The sequence below is a fragment of the Streptomyces sp. NPDC107575 genome (assembly GCF_055657265.1).
This window is the reverse complement of record NZ_JBVKBG010000004.1, coordinates 81,967-101,424: the sequence shown is the minus strand read 5'-3', so window position 1 is coordinate 101,424 and position 19,458 is coordinate 81,967. Positions and strand designations below refer to the sequence as shown.

Below are 19,458 nucleotides of genomic sequence, written 5' to 3'. Positions count from 1 at the left end.
GCGGAAGATTAATCCGCGGCACTGACAACCGGCCGCCGGGGGCCGACCGGTGAGACGGCACCCATCAGCGGCGCAGCCGCCGCGCGATCTCCAGGTCCACCGCACCGAGCTCCCGCCCGTCCTCGATGTCCCACAGCGCGTTCTGCAGCACCCGGCCGAGCGTCCACGCCCGCGCCCGCTCCCGGTCGAGCCCGAGAACCCCGCTCATCGCATCGAACCGCCACAGCGTCTCCTGCGGCTCGAAGCGGTTGTTCAGCGCCGGCCACAGATCGAACCCGGGATCGCCCGCCAGCGGCTTCGGGTCGATCGCCAGCCACGGTTCGCGCCCGGCGGCCAGCACGTTGTCGAAGTGCAGGTCCCAGTGCAGCAGCCGGTCCCCCGGCTCGTCCGCGACCTCCCGCACCGCGGCCGCGCAGTCCGCGAGCAGCGCGCGCTCGGCCGGATCGCCCACCCTCAGCAGCGCCTCCGGGGCGTCCGCGAGCATCCCCGCCGCGATGTCGCCGAGCCACCGCATGCCCTCCGGAGCGGGCCCCGCCGTGAGCCGCGCGAGTAGCTCGGCGATCACCAGGACCGCCTCGCGGGAGTCCTCGACGTCGCTCAGCATCCGGTCGGAGTCGAGCCGTTCGAGCAGCATCGTGCCCGTGCCGTCGTCGTACGCGAGGAGCCGCACGGCGCCGTCCCCGTCCCACGTCCGCAGCGCGACAGGCTCGCCCTCGGTCTCCTCGTCGAGCACCTGGAACTTGAGGGCCGCCCGCCGCCCCTCGCCCACCACGGGCACGACGAGCGCGGCCATCCCGTGCATCAGCGGCCCGTCGACCGTCAGCTCCCAGCGCCCCAGGAACTCCTCCACGCGCGCGGGCAGCGCCGCGACGAACGCGCGGCCCGCCTCCCCCGCGTACTCGTACTGCGACTCAACAAGGCCCACCGGTACGTCGATCACGCCCGCGACCCTAAGTCCTGCCCGGCCCGCGAGGCCCGTCAATTTCCGGGAACACCCGCGCCCTCGAGCACCTTCTCGAACGCGTAGACCGTCGGCGGGTCAGCGCCCCGGCGCCGCCCTGCTCGAACTTCTTGCAGTACGGGCAGCGCGGATCCTCGTACACCTTCACCGTGTGCGGGGCCTTCGCGTCGCCCACGACGATCACGTCTCCGCCCTCCACGCGCGCGTGAAGCTCCGCCGGCTCGTCGGCACCCTCGGCCGGCTTCACGGAGGCACCCGTACGTCCACGATCCGGCTCCCACTCGCCCCGCGCTCGTCCCGTGACCACCCCACAGGCGACAAATGCCACAAAACCAGCACCTCCCCCCTCCCGCATTCCGTCGCCGCCCAGTAACGTCCCGCGCCATGAGCAACGGCATCAGCGGCCCCGGTGGCCCCCGCGACACCACCGGCACGATCAACGGCGGCATATCGTTCTGGTACGCGGACGACGGCATCCCGCTCACCCGCGACCCCCTGCCCGGCGACACGAGCGCGGACGTCGTCATCGTCGGCGGCGGCTACACGGGCCTGTGGACGGCGTACTACCTGAAGAAGGCCGCCCCGTTCCTGCGCATCACGGTCCTTGAACAGAAGTTCTGCGGCTACGGCGCCTCCGGCCGCAACGGCGGCTGGCTCTACAACGGCATCGCGGGCCGCGACCGCTACGCCAAGCTCCACGGCCACGACGGAGCCGTCCGCCTCCAACAGGCCATGAACGAAACGGTGTCGGAGGTCATCGACGTCGCCCGCGCCGAATCGATCGACGCGGACATCCACCACGGCGGCGTACTCGAAGTCGCCTACACCCCGGCCCAGTTGGCGCGCCTGAAGTCCTTCCACGAAACAGAACTCACCTACGGTGAGAAGGACCGCACCCTGCACGGCGCCCGCGAGACCGCCGACCGCATCCGCGTCGCCGGCGCCGTCGGCTCCACCTGGACCCCGCACGGCGCCCGCCTCCACCCCGTGAAACTCCTCAAGGGCCTGGCGGCAGCGGTCGAATCCCTCGGCGTGACGATCCACGAATCGACACCCGTCACGGAGATCAAGCCCAAACACGCCATCACGCCCTACGGCACGGTCCGCGCCCCCTACGTCCTGCGCTGCACCGAGGGCTTCACCGCCTCCCTCAAGGGCCAGCGCCGCACCTGGCTCCCCATGAACTCCTCCATGATCGCCACGGAGCCGCTGACCGCCGAGCAGTGGGAGACGATCGGCTGGGAGGGCCGCGAAACCCTCGGCGACATGGCCCACGCCTACATGTACGCCCAGCGCACGGCGGACGACCGCATCGCCCTCGGCGGCCGCGGCGTCCCCTACCGCTACGGCTCGAAGACGGACAACGACGGCCGCACCCAGCCCAAGACCATCGAGGCCCTCTACGAGATCCTGACCCGCTTCTTCCCCCAGCTCACCGGCATCGGCATCGACCACGCCTGGTCAGGCGTCCTCGGCGTCCCCCGCGACTGGTGCGCCACCGTCACCCTGGACCGCTCGACGGGCCTCGGCTGGGCGGGCGGCTACGTCGGCTCGGGCGTCGCCACGACCAACCTGGCCGCCCGCACGCTGCGCGACCTCGTCCAGCAGGACTCCGGCCAGTCGGGCCCCACCGACCTCACCACGCTCCCCTGGGCCAACCACAAGGTCCGCAAGTGGGAACCGGAACCCCTGCGCTGGCTGGGCGTCCACGGCATGTACGCCACGTACTACGCGGCCGACCGCCGCGAACTGACCACCCACTCGCCCGACTCGTCACGCCTCGCACAGTGGGCGGACAAGATCGCGGGCCGCTAGCCCCGCGTGCACTTGGGGTACTTGGCCCCCTCGGCACACTGGTTGTAGTCGCCGAGACTGACGTCGACCTCTTCCCGGTCCCCACCCTTGGCACGGACCTGCAGCTCGTACTCGGTGTGACAGCTGCGGGTCCGCTTCGACCCCTTCTTCTTCGTCTTGCACTCACGGTCCGTGTTCTTGCTGACCACGGTGCCGCTGACGTTCTTCGACGAACTGCTGCACCCGGCCAACGGCACGGCGAGCACAGAAACGGTGACAAGAGCGGCCAGAACGCGCTTCATACGGTGATCTCCCCCGAGGACGTCACGGACAAAAAAGCCCAGGTTCACTGGTCGTGACCTGGGCTTTTCCCGAGCCCCCTGTCGGATTCGAACCGACGACCTACGCATTACAAGTGCGTTGCTCTGGCCATCTGAGCTAAGGAGGCAGCCCGAGCAGTGTAACCAACCCCAGCCGCGCGTCCGTCGAAAATTTCCTCGAAGGTCGCGTGGTCCCGGGTACTGACAAACCCACTGCCCTGCGCTTAAAGTCCGAGCAGTTCACCCGCGTGGACTACACCAGTGCTACACCGCCGTGGCGCTCCAGCCATGGCGGCTCACCTTCTTTACAACGGATCGTCCGGCACGTTCCTGCCGGTGAAGGGGGCTTCACAGCCATGGCTTCTGTCACGTTCGACAAGGCGACCCGTGTCTATCCCGGGTCCACCAAGCCCGCGGTCGACGGCCTGGACATCGAGATCGAGGACGGCGAGTTCCTCGTCCTCGTCGGCCCGTCCGGCTGCGGAAAGTCGACCTCCCTGCGGATGCTCGCGGGTCTCGAGGACGTCAACGGCGGTGCGATCCGCATCGGCGAGCGCGACGTCACGCACCTGCCGCCGAAGGACCGGGACATCGCCATGGTGTTCCAGAACTACGCGCTGTACCCGCACATGTCCGTCGCGGACAACATGGGCTTCGCGCTCAAGATCGCCGGCGTGAACAAGGCGGAGATCCGGACGAAGGTCGAAGAGGCCGCGAAGATCCTCGACCTCACCGAGTACCTGGACCGCAAGCCGAAGGCGCTCTCCGGTGGTCAGCGCCAGCGTGTGGCGATGGGCCGCGCGATCGTGCGTGAGCCGCAGGTGTTCCTCATGGACGAGCCGCTGTCGAACCTCGACGCCAAGCTCCGTGTGTCCACGCGTACGCAGATCGCGTCGCTGCAGCGCCGTCTCGGCATCACCACCGTCTACGTGACCCACGACCAGGTCGAGGCCATGACGATGGGCGACCGCGTGGCCGTGCTGAAGGACGGTCTGCTGCAGCAGGTCGACACCCCGCGCAACATGTACGACCGTCCGGCCAACCTCTTCGTCGCCGGCTTCATCGGCTCCCCGGCCATGAACCTGGTCGAGGTCCCGATCACCGACGGCGGCGTGAAGTTCGGCAACTCGGTCGTCCCGGTCAACCGCGACGCGCTGAAGGCCGCCTCCGACAAGGGCGACACCACGGTCACCGTCGGCGTCCGCCCGGAGCACTTCGACATCGTCGAGACGAACGGCGAGGCCGCGAAGTCCCTCGCCAAGGACGTCTCGGACGCCCCGGCCGGTCTCGCGGTCTCCGTGAACGTGGTCGAGGAGCTCGGCGCCGACGGCTACGTCTACGGCGCCGCCGAGGTCAATGGCGAGCACAAGGACCTCGTCGTCCGCGTGAACGGCCGCCAGGTGCCCGAGAAGGGTGCCCAGCTGCACGTCGTGCCGCGCGCCGGTGAGACCCACGTGTTCTCGACCTCCACGGGCGAGCGTCTCTCCGACTGACGGCCGGACGACCGGACGGTCGCGCAATCGGCCTTGAGGGCCCCGCACTTCGGTGCGGGGCCCTCGCGCGTTCCTCGCCATTGTCGACAAATACCCCGGCAACTCGGGCATTTGGCCCTGCTTCGTCAACACGTATGCAACAAAACCTCTTTGCTCGTCCCTCATCAGAGTGACCAAATGTCGCCAAATCATCACCGAGCGCTACGCTCACTCGCGTGACGCACTCTGCCAACTACACCCAGAAGTCGCGCCGAGCCCGGGGCCGGGGCCCCGCCCGCCGCGCCGCCCGTACGCTCGCCTTCGTCCTGCCGGTGATGCTGGTGCTCTCCGGGACGCTCGCGGTCACCCGAGTCAACTGGTCCGGGAGTTCCTCGGAATCGGTTCTCACGGCCTCCTCACAGGACGTCTCCAAGCGTGCCAAGTCGCGCGCTCCCCAGGACGTGCTGCGCGACCGCCTTCTCCTGGAGCTCCAGGAGGACAACCCCGGCGTTGCACTCACTCACCTCCAGCAGGAGATCGACCGCCGCCCCTCGCTCGCCCGGCACTGCATGGCGATCGCGAAGGCGCTCGGCCGTGCCGCCGTGGAGACGTACGGCCCTGCGCGCGCGCAGTCGTTCGCCCGCCCGGTCTGTGACACCTCGTTCGCCTCGGGTGTGGCCGGCTTCCGGGCCTGAGCACCGGACCGGCCCCGAGCCGCGAACCGGTCCCGAGCCGCGCTCGACCGCCGAGCCGCTGGCGCCCCCGCGGGTCGTGCGCACGTACAGTTCCGGTCATGACGACCGCTGAACCGTCCGCGCACGGCCCGCTTCCGTATGCCCACCGCCCCACCCAGGCCGTGGTCCTGGCGGGCGGTCAGGGCTCGCGGCTGCGCCCGTACACCGACGACCGGCCCAAGCCGATGGTGGAGATCCCCGGCACGGGCACGCCGATCATCGGCCATCAGCTGACCTGGCTCGCCGAGGAGGGCGTCACCGACGCGGTCGTCTCCTGCGGTCACCTCGCCGAGGTGCTCCAGGAGTGGCTCGACCAGGCGGAGTTGCCGCTGCGGGTGACCACGGTCGTCGAGAAGGAGCCGCTGGGCCGCGGCGGCGGCCTGAAGTTCGCTGCCTCCCACCTGCCCCACCAGGGACAGCCCTGGTACGCGACGAACGGCGACATCTGGACGCGGTTCTCGCTGCGCGAGATGGCCGACTTCCACCACGAGCGGGAGGCGACCGCGACCCTCGCGCTCGCCCGGCCGCGGATCCCGTGGGGCGCCGTGGAGACGGACGCGTTCGGCCACATCACCGACTTCATCGAGGCGCCGCCGTCCCCGTATCTGATCAACGCGGGCGTGTATGTCTTCTCCGCCGGGTTCGCCTCCCTGCTGCCGGACCTCGGGGACCACGAGCGCGCCACGTTCCCGCGCCTGGCCCGCGCCAAGCGGCTCGCGGGCTTCCAGCTCCCGCAGGGCGCGTACTGGCGGGCGATCGACACGGCGAAGGACCTCACGGAGGCCGCGAAGGAGCTTGCCGCCCAGGGCCGTTGAGAGCCCTTCCCGTTACGTCGATGGGGCCCCGCACGTGATTCGTACGGGGCCCCATCGGCGTACGGGGAGGATGTGCGCGCTACTCGCCCAGCAGTCCGCCCACCAGGCCCGGCTTCTTGCTGTCCGTGCCTCCGGACGAGGTGCCGCCCGAGCTCGGCGAGCCGCCGGTGCTGGACGGCGGCTGCTGCTGCGGCGCGGACTCCTGGGGCGGGGCTTCGCCGGCGGTGGTGCCCTGCGTCGGCGTCGTCGTGGTGGTGCCGCTCGTGGCGCTCGCGCCCGCGGTCGCCCCGGCGGAGGTGGGGGAACCGGACGGGCTCGCCGTGGTGCCCTGCGTCGGCGCGTCGGACGTCGAGGCCGAGGGGCTCTTGGTGTGCTGGCGCTGCGGGGACCGGCTGCCGGGCTCGGAGGGGAGCGGGGAGCCGGGCACCTCGTTGCGGGGCGCGTCGCCGGGGCCCGGGGCGGTGACCCGGTCGGCGTCGCGGACGGCGCCGCCGAGCACGGAGCCGATGAGCAGCGTGCCGCCGATGACCAGGGTCGCGACGACCATGCCGCGGCGCAGGACGTAGTTGCGCAGGTCCCACAGGGCGGCGCGCGGTCCGAGCCGCCGCCAGGCGCCGCCCGCGAGCCGTCCGTCGATGGAGTAGACGGGGGCACCGGCGATGATCAGCGGGGACCAGGCGGCGAGGTAGATGATGTCCGGCGCGTCGTAGGCGGGGACGGTCTTCCAGCTGACGGTGACGAGCAGCGCCGCGGAGAGCAGCGCGCCGACGCTCGCGGCGAGCCGCTGCCACAGGCCGAGGACCGTGAGGACGCCGACGATGACCTGGAGGAAGGCGATCACGAGTCCGGCGCCGACGGGGTGCTGGAGCGCCCAGTCGCGGAGCGGTTCGGCGAGGGCCCAGGGGTGCAGTGAGTGCAGCCACTTGACCATGGAGCCGCGCTCTCCGCCGTCGAAGTAGACGGGGTCGCAGAGCTTGCCCATGCCGGCGTAGATGGAGATGAAGCCGAGGAAGACGCGCAGCGGGAGCAGCACGACGCCGAGGTTCATCCGGCGGCCGGGATAGTAGGCGTGCCGGACTGGGCCGTAGCGGCGGGCGGCGGTGCTCTCGCCGTCGGCGCCGCCGTCCCTGCCGCCGTCCGGCGAGCCGATCCGCACGTCGAACTCGTCGTCCCCGTACGGGACTTGTTCGAGCTCGCCGGTCTCCTCGAAGGCGCTGCCGGACTGGCGCATGCGCGGCAGGATCCGCGTGGGCTCGTCCGTCTCGCCCTGCCAGGGGCCGACGGTGGGCGTCTCCTGGGTGGACTCGTCCGTGGGCGAGTCGCGGTAGAGGCCGAGGTCGTCGGCGAAGTCGCGCTCGTCCACGCGCGGGATGACCTGCGTGGCGCCGCCGTCGTCCGGTTCGCCGGAGCGGCGTGCGCCCTGCAGGAGCCCGCTGGTGTCGAGGCCTCCGCCGTTCATGACGACGGGGCGGCGCCGCCTGGCGCCGGGCGTCCCTGCGGCGGTGATGACGGGGATGCGGGTGGTCGCCGCGTCGGCTCCGGCCACGCCCGTGGCGCTCAAGTGCCGTGAGATGCGCGGGAGTTGCGACTGCTGCGCCGTGGGGAGCCGCACGCGGAAACTCGCGTGGTTGACGATGACCTGCGCCGGATCGCACGGAACCTTCACCATGCTCAGCGCGGGACCGTCGTCGAATCCCGACGTGCGGTCACCCGAGGGTGTGCGGGGCGTTCTGGTGTCCACACTCATCTAACCGAGTGATGTGTGTTTAGGACACTGCCTCGGCCCCACCGAAATGTCCGGGCCCCGTCAAGGTCGCGGGGCCCGAACACCGGGGTAAGGGTCAGGCGCGGCGGCGGGCCGCCTCGTAGAGCACGACGCCCGCGGCGACACCGGCGTTGAGCGACTCGGCGCCGCCCGGCATCGGGATGCGGACGCGGTAGTCGCAGGTCTCGCCGACGAGGCGGGACAGGCCCTTGCCCTCGCTGCCGACGACGATGACGACGGGGCCGCCGAGGGCCTCCAGGTCACCCACGGTGTGCTCGCCGTCGGCGGCGAGGCCGACCACGGCGATGCCCGCCTTCTTGTACTGCTCCAGGGCGCGGGTCAGGTTCGTGGCGCGCGCGACCGGCGTGCGCGCCGCGGTGCCGGCCGACGTCTTCCACGCACCGGCCGTCATCCCGGCCGCGCGCCGCTCGGGCACGACGACGCCGTGGCCGCCGAAGGCGGAGACGGAGCGGACGACGGCGCCGAGGTTGCGCGGGTCGGTGACCCCGTCGAGCGCGACGATCAGCGGGTCCTCGCCCTCGTCGTACGCGGCGGCGGCGAGGTCCTCGGGGAACGCGTACTCGTACGGCGGGACCTGGAGGACGAGGCCCTGGTGGTTCAGGCCGTTGGTCATGCGGTCCAGCTCGGGGCGCGGGGCCTCCATGAGGTGGATGCCGCCGCGCTCGCCGGCGACCTGCAGGGCCTCGCGGACCCGCTCGTCGTTGTCGATGAACTGCTGCACGTAGAGGGTCGTGGCGGGGACGCCGCCGCGCAGCGCCTCGACGACCGGGTTGCGGCCGACGACCATCTCGGCGGTGGACTTGCCGCGCGGGCCGCCGGTGCGGCTCGTCGGGCGGCTCTGGGCGCGCTTGGCCTTGGCGTTGGCGGCGCGCTGCTTGGCGTGTCCCTTGCGCATCTCGGCGGGCGGCGTGGGGCCCTTGCCCTCGAGGCCGCGGCGCCGATTGCCACCGCTGCCTACCTGCGCGCCCTTCTTGCCGGACATGCGGCGGTTGCTGTTGGCGGCCATGACCTACCTGTCTCTTACGACTGCGTCTACGGATGTGTGCGTACGTCTATGAAGTGTGCCGCCCGGAGCGCCGGGCGGCACATTCGGGCGCTCGGCCGCTGTCAGCCGAGCGTCCAGCGCGGCCCCGAGGGGCTGTCCTCGATGTTCAGACCGGACTGCTTGAGCCGGTCGCGGATGGCGTCGGCGGTGGCCCAGTCCTTGCGGGCGCGGGCCGCCTCGCGCTGCTCCAGGAGGAGCCGGACGAGGTGGTCGACGACGCCGTGCAGGTCCTCGCCGCCGTTGTCGGACGCTCCGGCCCACTGCTCGTCGAGCGGGTCGAGGCCGAGGACGCCGAGCATGGCGCGCACCTCGGCGAGGCGGGCGACGGCGGCTTCCTTGTCGTCGGCGGCGAGGGCGGAGTTCCCCTGCCGTACGGCGGTGTGCACGATGGCGAGGGCCTGCGGGACGCCGAGGTCGTCGTCCATGGCGTCGGCGAACGCGGGCGGCACCTCGTCGGAGGGCGCGACCGTGCCACCGGCCAGCTCGGTCACCCGCTGCACGAAGCCCTCGATGCGGCCGAACGCCGACTCGGCCTCGCGCAGCGCGTCCTCGCTGTACTCGATGGTGGAGCGGTAGTGCGGGGTGCCCAGGTAGTAGCGCAGGACGATGGGCCGCCAGTTCTTGACCATCTCGGAGACGAGGACCGAGTTCCCGAGGGACTTCGACATCTTCTCTCCGGACATCGTGACCCAGGAGTTGTGCACCCAGTAGGTCGCGAAGTCGTCGCCGAAGGCCTTGGCCTGCGCGATCTCGTTCTCGTGGTGCGGGAAGATCAGGTCGATCCCGCCGCCGTGGATGTCGAAGGCGCTGCCCAGGTACTTGTGGGCCATGGCCGAGCACTCCAGGTGCCAGCCGGGGCGGCCCCGGCCCCACGGCGTCTCCCAGCTGGGCTCGCCGGGCTTGGCGGCCTTCCACATCGCGAAGTCGCGGGGGTCGCGCTTGCCGGTCTCGCCCTCGCCGGAGGGCTGCAGCAGGTTGTCGAGCTCCTGGTTGGACAGCTCCAGGTAGCCGGGGAACGACCGGACGTCGAAGTACACGTTCCCGTCGGCCTCGTACGCGTGGCCGCGCTCGATGAGGCCGCGCATCATCTCGACCATCTCGGTCACGTGGCCCGTGGCCCGCGGCTCGTAGGTCGGGGGCAGGCAACCGAGCGCGGTGTACGCGTCGTTGAACGCCCGCTCGTTCTCGTACCCGATCGACCACCAGGGGCGGTCCTGCTCCGCGGCCTTCGTGATGATCTTGTCGTCGATGTCCGTCACATTGCGCACGAACGTGACGTCGTAGCCGCGGTACGCGAACCAGCGGCGCATGATGTCGAAATTGAGCCCCGACCGGATGTGGCCGATGTGCGGGGCCGCCTGGACGGTGGCGCCACACAGGTAGATCGAGACGCAGCCCGGAATGAGCGGGGTGAAGTCACGGATCTGCCGGGCGCTGGTGTCGTACAGGCGAATAGTCACCCCTCCAGGGTAGTAGGCCGGAAGGTGTGCCATGGGCCTCCGGCCGGTACCCGGCGATTGGGGTGCGGTCGCGGGGCTCTGCCCCGGACCCCGCGCCTCAATCGCCGGCGGGGCTTGAAATGGTCAGACCCGCCCGACCACCTTGCGCGCACGCACGCGGACGACCACCCGTTCGGCGTCCTGGCCGGACGACGGGTTGAAGTCGGCGTACTTCTTGCCCGTGTACTTCAGGGACAGCTCGTCGATGAGGTCCTGGCCGCCCTCCGTCGTGATCTCGACGGTGCCGCGGATCTCGGCGTACGCGTACGGGTTGTCGGCCGGCTGCACCATCACCGTCACCCGGGGGTCCGCCCGCAGGTTCTTCGTCTTGCGGCGGTCGACGGTCGTGGAGAACAGCACGTCGTCACCGTCGCGCTTCGCCCACACCGGGGAGACCTGCGGGCTCCCGTCGGGCTGGATGGTCGCGACAGCGATGAAGACCTTGCTGTCGAGCAGTGCCTTGAGCTCGTCGGACAGCTGGGCTGACATGGCCTCACTCCTTCTCGGGGGACGGTTGGCGCGTACCCGATCCTGGGGGAACGCACCCGAGCGGGCCGGTATTTCGGCGCTCTGTTCGCACAGGTGTCACGAAACGGGCGAGCCCCGCCGCCACCAGCGGCACCACCGCGAGCGCCGACCAGAGGACGGGTGTGGGAAGGGTGAGCAGTGCTCCCGTCCCCGCGCTCCCCGCCAGTACGGCCAGTCCCGACGCGGAGGACAGTGCCCCGGTGGCCAGACCCAGATGCCGTTCGTCCACCAGGTCGGGGACGAGCCCGCGCGCCGCCGGGACGAGCAGCATCTGACCGAGCGTGAGCAGCACGACCAGCGCGCAGGCGGGCAGCAGCGCGTACGGCGTGCGGTTCGGGACGTACGGGGACGTGGCCGCGACCGCCGCGAAGCCTGCCGCCACGAGCAGCAGGCCCCGGGTCAGGGCGGCCTGCGGCGCGATCCGCGTCGCGGACCAGCGGGTGACGGGCAGCTGGGCACCGACGACGAGCAGCGAGGACAGCGCGAAGAGGAGGCCCACGGCGTCCTGTGAGCCGGTGGCGCGGGTGAGCTCGACGGGAAGGGCGAGGTAGAGCTGGTTGTAGGCGATGAGGTAGCCGCTGTACGCGAGGCAGAGCGCGAGGAAGCGGGGGTTCGCGAAGACGGTGCGGGCGCCCCGCATGCGCCGGGTGCGCACCGGCTCGCGGCGCGGCATCAGGCGCGCGTGCCCGGCGAACACCCCCACGAAGACGAGCGCGCCCGCCAGGCACGCCGCCCGGAACCCGGCGTACAGCAGCGCGGTGCCGAGCAGCGGCCCGAGGAACGCGCCGGCCTGCCCTGCCGCCGAGAAGACGCCGAGCACCTGGGCGCGGGGGACGCCCGTGGCGTGCTCGTGGTGGACGGCCTCGCGAGCGGCCTCCGACTCGACGGCCGGCGAGAACAGCGCGGCGGCGAACCCGACGAGCACGACCGCGGCGACGACGGTGACCGTGCTGCCCGCGAAGGCGAGCCACACGAACCCGGCGATCCGCAGCAGACACCCGGCCAGCACGACGGGCCGCGGCCCGAACCGGTCGGTGAGCGCTCCCCCGACCACGAAGAGCCCCTGCTGACTGAAGGTCCGCAGCCCGAGCACCAGCCCCACGGCCCAGCCCGCGAGCCCGATCGTGTCGGCGAGGTGCGTGGCGAGGTAGGGCAGCACGGCATAGAAGCCGATGTTGAAGGCGAGCTGGGTGGCGGCGAGCAGCCGGAGGTAGCGCGGGAGGCCGCGGAAAATCAAGCCCCTGCGGCGATTGAGCAGCGGGGTCCGGGGCGGAGCCCCGCGGCCGGTCACCGTCGCCGCCCGAGGGAGCCGGACGACACCAGCACCACGATCGCGCCCACGCCGGCCAGGCCCACCGCCGGGGCGAGGACCGACCACGGCGCCCGTTCCGCGTACGGCAGGTTCTCCATCAGCAGCCGCCCCCACTCCGGCGTGGGCGGCTGCGTACCGAGCCCGAGGAAACCCAGGGACGCCAGCGCCAGGGTCGTCGGAGCGAGCCGCAGCACCGCGTGCCGCCCCACCGTGGGCAGCACCGCGCTCAGCACGTGCCGCCGCAGCACCTGCCACCGCCCCGCGCCGGAGGCGACCGCCGCCTCGACGTACCCGGCCCCGCGCTCCGCCTCCGCGACGGCCGCCGTGTGCGCGGCGAGCGGCGCCCACCCGACCGCCGCGACGGCGACCGCGGCCCCCGCGACCCCCGCCCCGAACAGGCCGGTGACCAGGAGCCCCGCCAGGATCGCGGGCATCGCGTTCGCCACCTCCGTGAGCCCGGCCGTCCACCGCATGAGCCCGAGCCCGACGCCCACCACGAAGCACACCGCGCAGACGGCCGCCGCGACGGCCAGCGTGCGCAGCGCCCCGTGCCCGAGCCGGGCGAGCACGTCGCGGCCGAGCGCGTCGGTGCCGAAGGGGTGCGCTCCGGAGGGACTCGTCAGCCTGGCGGCGAGGTCGACGTGGAGCGGGTCGCGGGTCAGCCCCCAGACGATGACGGCGAGCAGCACGGCGACCAGCGCCCCGGCGACGTAGAGCCGCCCGCGTCCGCCCCCGCGCACCGGCGCGAGCCCGGGGAGCGCGCCCGCTTCGAGCGCGGGGCCGAGCAGCCGGCGCCGGACGAGCCCGACGAGCACCGCCGCGACCACGCCCAGCGCGAGCAGCACCAGCAGGCAGCCCTGGAGCAGCGGCAGGTCGAGGTCGAGCGCCGCCGCGACGGCCGTGCCGCCGAGCCCCGGGATCGCGAAAACCGCCTCCACGGCGGCCGCGGCCCCGGTGAGCCCGACCACCGTGAGCCCCGCCTGCGGCAGCACCGCGGGCAGCGCGCGCCGCGCCGCGTGCCGGGCGATGCGCGAGCGCGGCATGCCGTTCGCCCGCGCGGCCCGCACCCACGGTTCGGCGAACGCGGCGGGCAGCGCGTCCTGGGCGAGCCGCCCGAGCACGGCGCCCGCCGGGATGCCGAGGGCGAGCGCGGGAAGCACGGCGGAGGCGGGCGAGGCCCAGCCCTGTGCCGGGAACCAGCCGAGGTGCACGGCGAACAGCGTGGCGAGGACGGAGGCCAGCAGGAACTCGGGGAGCGCGGCGAGGATCCCCGCGCCCACCCCGTGCGCGGGTTCGGGCCGCGCGCGCCGGAGCGTCGGCAGGCACAGTGCCACCGCGAGGACGACCGCGACCACCATCGCGTACGCCATGAGGGACAGGGACACCCAGAACGCGGAGCCCACGTCGGAGGCGACATCGGCGCCGGTCACCCACGACGTGCCGAGGTCCCCGTGCACGAGCCCCCGCACCCACTGCCCGAGGAACGTGAAAGGCCCCTCGTCCAGGCCGAGTTGGACCCGCACCTCGGCGAGCTGCTTCGGTGTCGTGGGCGCGTCGCCGTAGCGCGCGTGCAGCACGGTGAGCGCGGGGTCGGTACGGGTCAGCCACGGCAGCAGCGCGGTGAGCACGAGGAGCCCGACGGCGGCGCCCACCCGGCCCGCCGGCACGGACAGGCGATTGCCGGCACGTTTCATCAGGCGCGCGTCTCCAGACCGACGAACTGTCGCTCATAGGGGTCGAGGACGACCCCGCGCACCCCGGCCCCGACGCCCTGCAGATGCTGTTCGTGGACGATCGGCACGGCCGCGTCGGTGCCGAGGATCGCGGCCTCGGCGCGCAGCGTGGCCCGGTGCCGCGCCGCCCCTTCGAGCCCCGCGGCCTCGCGCACGGCGGCGTCGACCCCGCCGTCGCGCAGCTGCGAGATGTTGAAGCTGCCCCCGCTGGTGAAGTCGGAGGCGAAGTACGAGATGGGGTCGCCGGTGTCGAGCGCGGTGGACCGGGACATCAGGAACGCGTCGTACTCCCCGTCCAGCGCGCCCGTTTCGAGGCGCGCGTAGTCCTTCACGACGAGCCGCACCGCGAACCCGGCGCCGCGCAGCTGCTGCTGGAGCGCGGCGGCGACCTCGGGCAGCTCGGCCCGGTTGGTGTACGTGGCGAGGGTGAGCGCCTGCCCGTGCGGCTTCCCGGCCTTCGCCCGGCCCGTGACGGGGAGTTGCTTTCCTTCGGCCCAGGCGAACCCGGGCCCCAGCAGGCCCGCGCCCCGCGTGGCGTACCCCTCGTACACGCTGCGCGCGAGCGCGGAGGTGTCGACGGACTCCCGCACGGCGGCCCGCAGCCCGGCGTCCGCGAGCGGCCCGGTCCGCGTGTTCAGGTACAGCGTCGTGGTGCGCACGGTGGCGACCTGCCGCGCCCGGTCGCCGAGGACGAGCGCCTGGGCGGCGGGCACGAACTCGGCGATCTCGATCTGGCCGGAGCGCAGCGCGTTGGCGCGGGCGTTGTTGTCGGCGACGAAGGTGACGTCGAGGCCGCGCGCCGCGGCCTTCCCGCGCCAGTGCCCGTCGAACCGGTCGAGCGTCGCGGACACGGCCCCGTTCACCTTGGTCAGCGCGAACGGCCCGGTGGCGGTCCCGACGGGATCGACGCCGTCGCCCTTCCCGTCCTTCTTCCCGTACGCGGCCGGGGAGAAGATCGCGAGCGACGGGTTGGCAAGCCGCGCGGGCAGCAGCGGGTCGGCGCTGCCGGTGGTGATCCGGACGGTCCGCTCCCCCGCGGCGCGCGCGGTGAGCCGCATGTCGCTGAGCACGCGGGGCTGCGTCTTCGCCCGCCCGGCCCGCGTCAGCGCCCCCTCGACGGCCTCGGCGGTGACCCGTCCGCCGTCCTGGAACCGGGCGTCGCGCAGCGTGAACTCCCAGGTGGTGGCGGACGTCCGGGTCCACTTCTCGGCGAGCGCGGGATGCACGACGCCTTCGGTGTCCATGCGCGTGAGCCCGTCGACGACGGCAAGCCGGCTGAGCAGCAGTCCGTCGTCGCTGTACGGGGAGAGGCCCTGGGTGGGCGCGAAGGCGAGGTCGACGGCGATCCGGCCGCGGCGCGCGGTCCCGGTGAACGAGCCGCAGGCGGACGTCAGCCCGATCCCGGCCGCCGCCAGCAGAAAGCCGCGGCGCCGCATCAGCCGACGGGCAGGGGCGCGGGTACCGGCGCGGGCAGCGGCAGCTCGAAGTGCACGATGCCCTGGCCGCCGCCCGGCAGCTCCCGCTCGTCGCACACCTCTTGGGCGATCGAGCGCCAGAAGGGCTCGGCGCCGGGGACGGCGGGGTCGGTGTGCAGATAGAGCGCCTCGTACCCGCCGACCTCGGCCACGAAGCCGGTCAGCTCCCGCACGAGGTCCCGCGCGAGCCCGTTCCTGCGGTGCTCGGGGCGTACGTAGATCCGGCACAGCTGGGCGGTGGACCCGGAGGGGAAGCGGTCGGCGACCCACTGCGGGTTGGGCGGGGCGGCGGGCCCGCGGTCGCGGACGGCGCCGGTCGCGACGATCCGGCCGCTCTCCCGGTGCTCGGCGACGAGCAGGACGCAGCGCTCGGGGCGCAGGTAGTGGGTGACCGGGTCGATGATGTCGGCGTGCCAGCGCGGTACGTACCCGGAGCGCAGGTCGCGGTACACGGTGTCCAGCATGACGGCACGGGCCTCGTCCACATCGCCGTCCCCGGCCACGCGGATCACGTATTCACCCATCGCCGCCTCAGCCCGACCGAACCGTCATTGCCCAGCCATGCTAACTGCAAGCAGTGCGCAATAAGTGACCACCTCAAGCCCCGCCGGCGATTGAGGCGCGGGGTCCGGGGCAGAGCCCCGGGTGTGGCCGGCGGATTACCCGGCGACCGGCCCCCGCGCCACCAGCGCCGTCGCCACCGCCATCAACCCCTCGCCCCGCCCGGGAAACCCGAGCCCGTCCGTCGTCGCGCCCGAGACGGACACCGGCGCACCGGCCGCCTCTGACAGCACCTTCTGCGCCTCGTCCCGCCGCTTCCCGATCTTGGGGCGGGGTCCGACGACCTGCACGGCCACGTTCCCGATCACGAACCCGGCCGCCCGCACGATGCGCGCCGCCTCGGTCAGCAGCGCGACCCCGCTCGCCCCGGCCCACTCCGGCCGCCCGGTCCCGAAGTGCTGCCCGAGGTCACCGAGCCCGGCGGCCGAGAACAGCGCGTTGCAGGCCGCGTGCGCGACGACGTCCGCGTCGGAGTGCCCCGCGAGCCCGGCCCCGGAGTCCTCCCACTTGAGCCCGGCGCACCACAGCTCCCGCCCGTCCTCAAAGGCATGGATGTCGGTCCCGATGCCGACCTGCGGCAGCACGACAACCGGCGTCTCAGAACCCATCGTTGGCCCTCCTCCGGGCAAGCACGGCCTCGGCCAGGACGAGGTCCAGCGGCCGGGTCACCTTGAACGCCTCCTCGTGCCCGGGCACGAGAACCACCTGGTGGCCGAGGTGCTCGACCATCCCGGCGTCGTCCGTCACATCCTCGGTCACCGTCCCGTGCGCGCGCACGAGCGTCTCCCGGTCGAAGCCTTGCGGCGTCTGCACGGCCCGCAGCTTCGCCCGCGAGGGCGTCGCCACGACGGGTTCGGGCGAACCGTCGGTGGACGGCACGACCTCCTTGACCGTGTCCGCGAGCGGCAGCGCCGGGACGACGGCCGGAGCCCCGTCCCGTACGGCCTCGATGACCGCGTCGACCGTGTCGACCGGCACGAGGGGGCGGGCCGCGTCGTGCACGAGCACGATGTCGATGCCCTCGGGCAGCGCCTCGAGCCCGAGCCGCACCGACTCCTGCCGGCTCTCCCCGCCGGGCACGACCACGAAGTCCGTGCGCTCGGGCAGCGCGTGATCGGCGAGCAAGGACTTCACTTCGGCGGCGCCGTCGGGCGGCGCGACGACCACCACGAGCGACACGGCGCGGGACGCCGCCATCGCCCGGACCGCATGGATCAGCATGGGAGTACCGCTCAGCGCGCGCAGCGCCTTGGGAGCACCTGGGCCGAGGCGCACGCCCCGGCCGGCGGCCGGAATCACGGCCGCGGTGCGAACTGCGCTGCCTACGGGACGCGTTTCGTCAGACATCGGTTCCGTTCAGGTTTGTGCGCTCGGGAGAGGTGGGTATGGCCACAGCGTGCCGGGCGCGACGCCTTGACCGGACCCTTCCGTGACACCGGTCGAGCCAGCTGCCCGGGCCCGGCACACCAAGGGGACTCACACGAGGCATATGTGGGTACAAACATGCCGCAGCGCCCGGCGACACCATCAGGGTCATCGGGCACCACGGCATTGTTCTTTACGCGACAGCAGTCGTTACGTGCATGACCGTTACGTACATGGCGTCGCAGCAGCGCGTATCAGGACGCGAGAACCTCGTCGAGCAGGGCCTCGGCCTTGTCCTCGTTCGTGTTCTCCGCGAGCGCGAGCTCGCTCACCAGGATCTGGCGAGCCTTGGCGAGCATGCGCTTCTCACCCGCGGACAGTCCGCGCTCACGCTCCCGACGCCACAGGTCACGGACCACTTCCGCGACCTTGATGACATCACCGGAGGCGAGCTTCTCCAGGTTTGCCTTGTACCGGCGCGACCAGTTCGTGGGCTCCTCGGCGTACGACGCGCGCAGCACCTCGAAGACCCGGTCGAGCCCGTCCTGACCGACCACATCACGCACGCCGACGAACTCCGCATTGTCCGCTGGCACACGTACCGTCAAGTCGCCCTGGGCGACCTTCAGCACCAAGTAGGTCTTGTCCACGCCTTTGATCTGACGAGTTTCGATAGCCTCGATCAGCGCGGCCCCGTGATGGGGATAGACCACGGTGTCGCCAACCTTGAACGTCATGTGACAGGTACCCCTTCCGTGGCTATCCAGTCTAACACGGAAACTGCGGGTTCTGAATGGCGTTTTCGCAGGTCAGGGCATATCTCGGGGCTTGACAACTCCGTCCGGAACGTGCTGCGGAGGGGTAGTGGAGGGCGGTATTCGCAGGTCGGAGCCGTTCTTCGAGGAAGCCGAAACAAGTACGCTACGGCCTCCGCGGCGGCCCCTCCAGGGGCTGAAAGTCCCGGTTTGCGTGCTTCGAAGCGATGAACTTTCGCTACTCCGTTCAGGGACCCGGAGGCACGTTCGAGTCGAATCAGGAATTGATCTTCGCCAATCGCCGCCCGCCGTGATCGTTTTTCCGGACCCCCGCGCATTCCTTACCGGATATCCGCCCCGGCGGCCTGGACAGGCCTTATGTGAATGGTGAACAAGAGGCTCCGGTGACCCAATGACAACCGTGGGGAACATGGGGTGATCGGAGCGCGGAGGGGGCGGCCGGGGAGGGTGTCGGCACCGGAGGGGCGGGTCGGGTGCGGCGGCGCGGGAACGGCTCGGTAACCTAAGGCCGCTGACAGACCCTTAGGGCGGCTTTACACCCCGCCGCCTTGCCCGCCCACGTTCAAGGAGTTGCCGCCGCCGTGAGCAGCAGCCTTCGACGCGGCGCCCTCGCCGCCGCCGCCATCGCGTTCTCGATCGCCTCGCTCGCCGCGTGCGGCGCCGGCAACAACGCGCAGACACTTGAGGTCAAGCCGGACAACGCCGCGACCTCGGTCGGCGACATCAAGATCCAGAACGCCACCGTCATCACCCAGCCGGACCGCGAGTCCAAGGGCCCGGCCGTCGTCACGGGCACGCTCTTCAACAACGGGAGCACCGCCCAGACGCTCGACGCGATCACCGTCGACGGCGTCGGCAAGTCCGCCAAGCTGACGGACGCCAAGGGCGCCTCGAAGATCACCGTCCCGGCCGGCGGCTCCGTCGTCCTCGGCGGCAAGGGCAACGCCTCCGCCGAGCTGCCCAACAGCCGCACCGCCGTCCTCGACGGCAACGCGCAGCGGATCACGTTCTCCTTCAGCAAGGCCGGAGACGTGAAGCTGAAGGCGTTCGTGGTGCCGGCCGACAGCTACTTCAAGAAGTGGGGCCCGAGCGAGGTCCCGGCCGCGCCGGGCGCCTCCGCGTCGCCGTCCACGTCGGCCTCCACGTCCGCGACGCCGGACGACAAGGCCTCGGCCTCGACGGGGGCGTCCAGCTCCGCGACGGCCTCGGAGTCGGAGCACGCGGCGGGTCACTGACACACGCGTACGGCGGAGGGGCGGGACCCGATGGGTTCCGCCCCTCC

Annotated in this window: 19 protein-coding genes and 1 tRNA gene; 5 read left to right on the top strand and 15 right to left on the bottom strand. The window is 72.0% G+C overall.

Going from position 1 to position 19,458, the window contains the following annotated elements; all coding sequences use genetic code 11:
• Positions 1 to 64 precede the first annotated feature (64 nt).
• The gene (locus ACZ7L4_RS20005; RefSeq protein ID WP_472104236.1) at positions 65 to 940 is read right to left on the bottom strand and encodes an aminoglycoside phosphotransferase family protein; all 876 of its coding nucleotides are present in this window, start codon (positions 938 to 940) and stop codon (positions 65 to 67) included.
• Positions 941 to 950: 10 nt separating this feature from the next.
• Entirely contained in the window at positions 951 to 1,316 is a 366-nt protein-coding gene (locus tag ACZ7L4_RS20000; RefSeq protein WP_472104234.1) for a thioredoxin domain-containing protein, read from the bottom strand.
• A 29-nt stretch (positions 1,317 to 1,345) separates the two neighbouring features.
• Between ACZ7L4_RS20000 and ACZ7L4_RS19995 the strand changes: the two genes are divergently transcribed.
• Entirely contained in the window at positions 1,346 to 2,776 is a 1,431-nt protein-coding gene (locus ACZ7L4_RS19995; protein ID WP_472104232.1) for an NAD(P)/FAD-dependent oxidoreductase, read from the top strand.
• Here ACZ7L4_RS19995 and ACZ7L4_RS19990 read toward each other — a convergent pair.
• Positions 2,773 to 3,057 carry a hypothetical protein gene (locus ACZ7L4_RS19990; protein WP_472104230.1) on the bottom strand — a complete coding sequence of 95 codons (285 nt, stop codon included), beginning with the start codon at positions 3,055 to 3,057 and terminating at the stop codon, positions 2,773 to 2,775. The two genes, ACZ7L4_RS19995 and ACZ7L4_RS19990, sit on opposite strands and share 4 nt — an antisense overlap.
• Before the next feature lie 72 nt (positions 3,058 to 3,129).
• A tRNA-Thr gene (locus ACZ7L4_RS19985) sits at positions 3,130 to 3,203 on the bottom strand.
• A gap of 228 nt (positions 3,204 to 3,431) precedes the next feature.
• Here ACZ7L4_RS19985 and ACZ7L4_RS19980 point away from each other — a divergent pair.
• The 3 genes from ACZ7L4_RS19980 (at position 3,432) to ACZ7L4_RS19970 (ending at position 6,096) form a co-directional block, all read left to right on the top strand.
• Positions 3,432 to 4,568, top strand: coding sequence for an ABC transporter ATP-binding protein (locus tag ACZ7L4_RS19980; RefSeq protein ID WP_472104228.1), 1,137 nt, complete (start codon positions 3,432 to 3,434; stop codon positions 4,566 to 4,568).
• Between the two features lie 215 nt (positions 4,569 to 4,783).
• The gene (locus tag ACZ7L4_RS19975; protein WP_399234097.1) at positions 4,784 to 5,242 is read left to right on the top strand and encodes a hypothetical protein; all 459 of its coding nucleotides are present in this window, start codon (positions 4,784 to 4,786) and stop codon (positions 5,240 to 5,242) included.
• Between the two features lie 98 nt (positions 5,243 to 5,340).
• Positions 5,341 to 6,096 (top strand): nucleotidyltransferase family protein, encoded by a 756-nt coding sequence (locus tag ACZ7L4_RS19970; protein ID WP_472104226.1) that lies wholly within the window; start codon positions 5,341 to 5,343, stop codon positions 6,094 to 6,096.
• A 79-nt stretch (positions 6,097 to 6,175) separates the two neighbouring features.
• On the opposite strand, the gene ACZ7L4_RS19965 is transcribed toward ACZ7L4_RS19970, so the two are convergent.
• The 11 genes from ACZ7L4_RS19965 to ACZ7L4_RS19915 form a co-directional block, all read right to left on the bottom strand.
• Complete coding sequence (locus tag ACZ7L4_RS19965) at positions 6,176 to 7,837, bottom strand: DoxX family protein (RefSeq protein WP_472105591.1); 1,662 nt, start codon at positions 7,835 to 7,837, stop codon at positions 6,176 to 6,178.
• 100 nt (positions 7,838 to 7,937) lie between these two features.
• Positions 7,938 to 8,888 (bottom strand): 23S rRNA (guanosine(2251)-2'-O)-methyltransferase RlmB, encoded by a 951-nt coding sequence (gene rlmB, locus ACZ7L4_RS19960; protein ID WP_399234094.1) that lies wholly within the window; start codon positions 8,886 to 8,888, stop codon positions 7,938 to 7,940.
• Positions 8,889 to 8,989: 101 nt separating this feature from the next.
• The gene (cysS, locus tag ACZ7L4_RS19955) at positions 8,990 to 10,387 is read right to left on the bottom strand and encodes a cysteine--tRNA ligase (protein WP_472104224.1); all 1,398 of its coding nucleotides are present in this window, start codon (positions 10,385 to 10,387) and stop codon (positions 8,990 to 8,992) included.
• 123 nt (positions 10,388 to 10,510) lie between these two features.
• Positions 10,511 to 10,915, bottom strand: a complete 405-nt coding sequence (locus ACZ7L4_RS19950; protein WP_472104222.1) for a PPOX class F420-dependent oxidoreductase — start codon at positions 10,913 to 10,915, stop codon at positions 10,511 to 10,513.
• A gap of 4 nt (positions 10,916 to 10,919) precedes the next feature.
• Positions 10,920 to 12,191, bottom strand: coding sequence for an MDR family MFS transporter (locus ACZ7L4_RS19945; RefSeq protein WP_472104220.1), 1,272 nt, complete (start codon positions 12,189 to 12,191; stop codon positions 10,920 to 10,922).
• Positions 12,192 to 12,241: 50 nt separating this feature from the next.
• On the bottom strand, positions 12,242 to 13,960 hold the full coding sequence (locus ACZ7L4_RS19940) for an ABC transporter permease subunit (protein WP_472104218.1): 1,719 nt from the start codon (positions 13,958 to 13,960) through the stop codon (positions 12,242 to 12,244).
• Complete coding sequence (locus ACZ7L4_RS19935; protein WP_472104217.1) at positions 13,960 to 15,435, bottom strand: ABC transporter substrate-binding protein; 1,476 nt, start codon at positions 15,433 to 15,435, stop codon at positions 13,960 to 13,962. The genes ACZ7L4_RS19940 and ACZ7L4_RS19935 overlap by 1 nt, the downstream gene beginning before the upstream one ends.
• A complete protein-coding gene (locus tag ACZ7L4_RS19930) occupies positions 15,435 to 15,998 on the bottom strand; it encodes a GNAT family N-acetyltransferase (RefSeq protein WP_472104215.1) in 564 nt (187 codons plus the stop codon). Before ACZ7L4_RS19930 ends, ACZ7L4_RS19935 begins: the two co-directional genes overlap by 1 nt.
• A 135-nt stretch (positions 15,999 to 16,133) precedes the next feature.
• Positions 16,134 to 16,643 (bottom strand): 2-C-methyl-D-erythritol 2,4-cyclodiphosphate synthase, encoded by a 510-nt coding sequence (gene ispF / locus ACZ7L4_RS19925; protein WP_472104213.1) that lies wholly within the window; start codon positions 16,641 to 16,643, stop codon positions 16,134 to 16,136.
• Positions 16,633 to 17,382, bottom strand: a complete 750-nt coding sequence (gene ispD / locus ACZ7L4_RS19920; protein WP_472104211.1) for a 2-C-methyl-D-erythritol 4-phosphate cytidylyltransferase — start codon at positions 17,380 to 17,382, stop codon at positions 16,633 to 16,635. Before ispD ends, ispF begins: the two co-directional genes overlap by 11 nt.
• 272 nt (positions 17,383 to 17,654) lie before the next feature.
• Positions 17,655 to 18,137, bottom strand: a complete 483-nt coding sequence (locus ACZ7L4_RS19915; RefSeq protein WP_266712542.1) for a CarD family transcriptional regulator — start codon at positions 18,135 to 18,137, stop codon at positions 17,655 to 17,657.
• A gap of 620 nt (positions 18,138 to 18,757) precedes the next feature.
• Here ACZ7L4_RS19915 and ACZ7L4_RS19910 point away from each other — a divergent pair.
• On the top strand, positions 18,758 to 19,411 hold the full coding sequence (locus tag ACZ7L4_RS19910) for a copper chaperone PCu(A)C domain-containing protein (protein WP_472104209.1): 654 nt from the start codon (positions 18,758 to 18,760) through the stop codon (positions 19,409 to 19,411).
• Positions 19,412 to 19,458 lie beyond the last annotated feature (47 nt).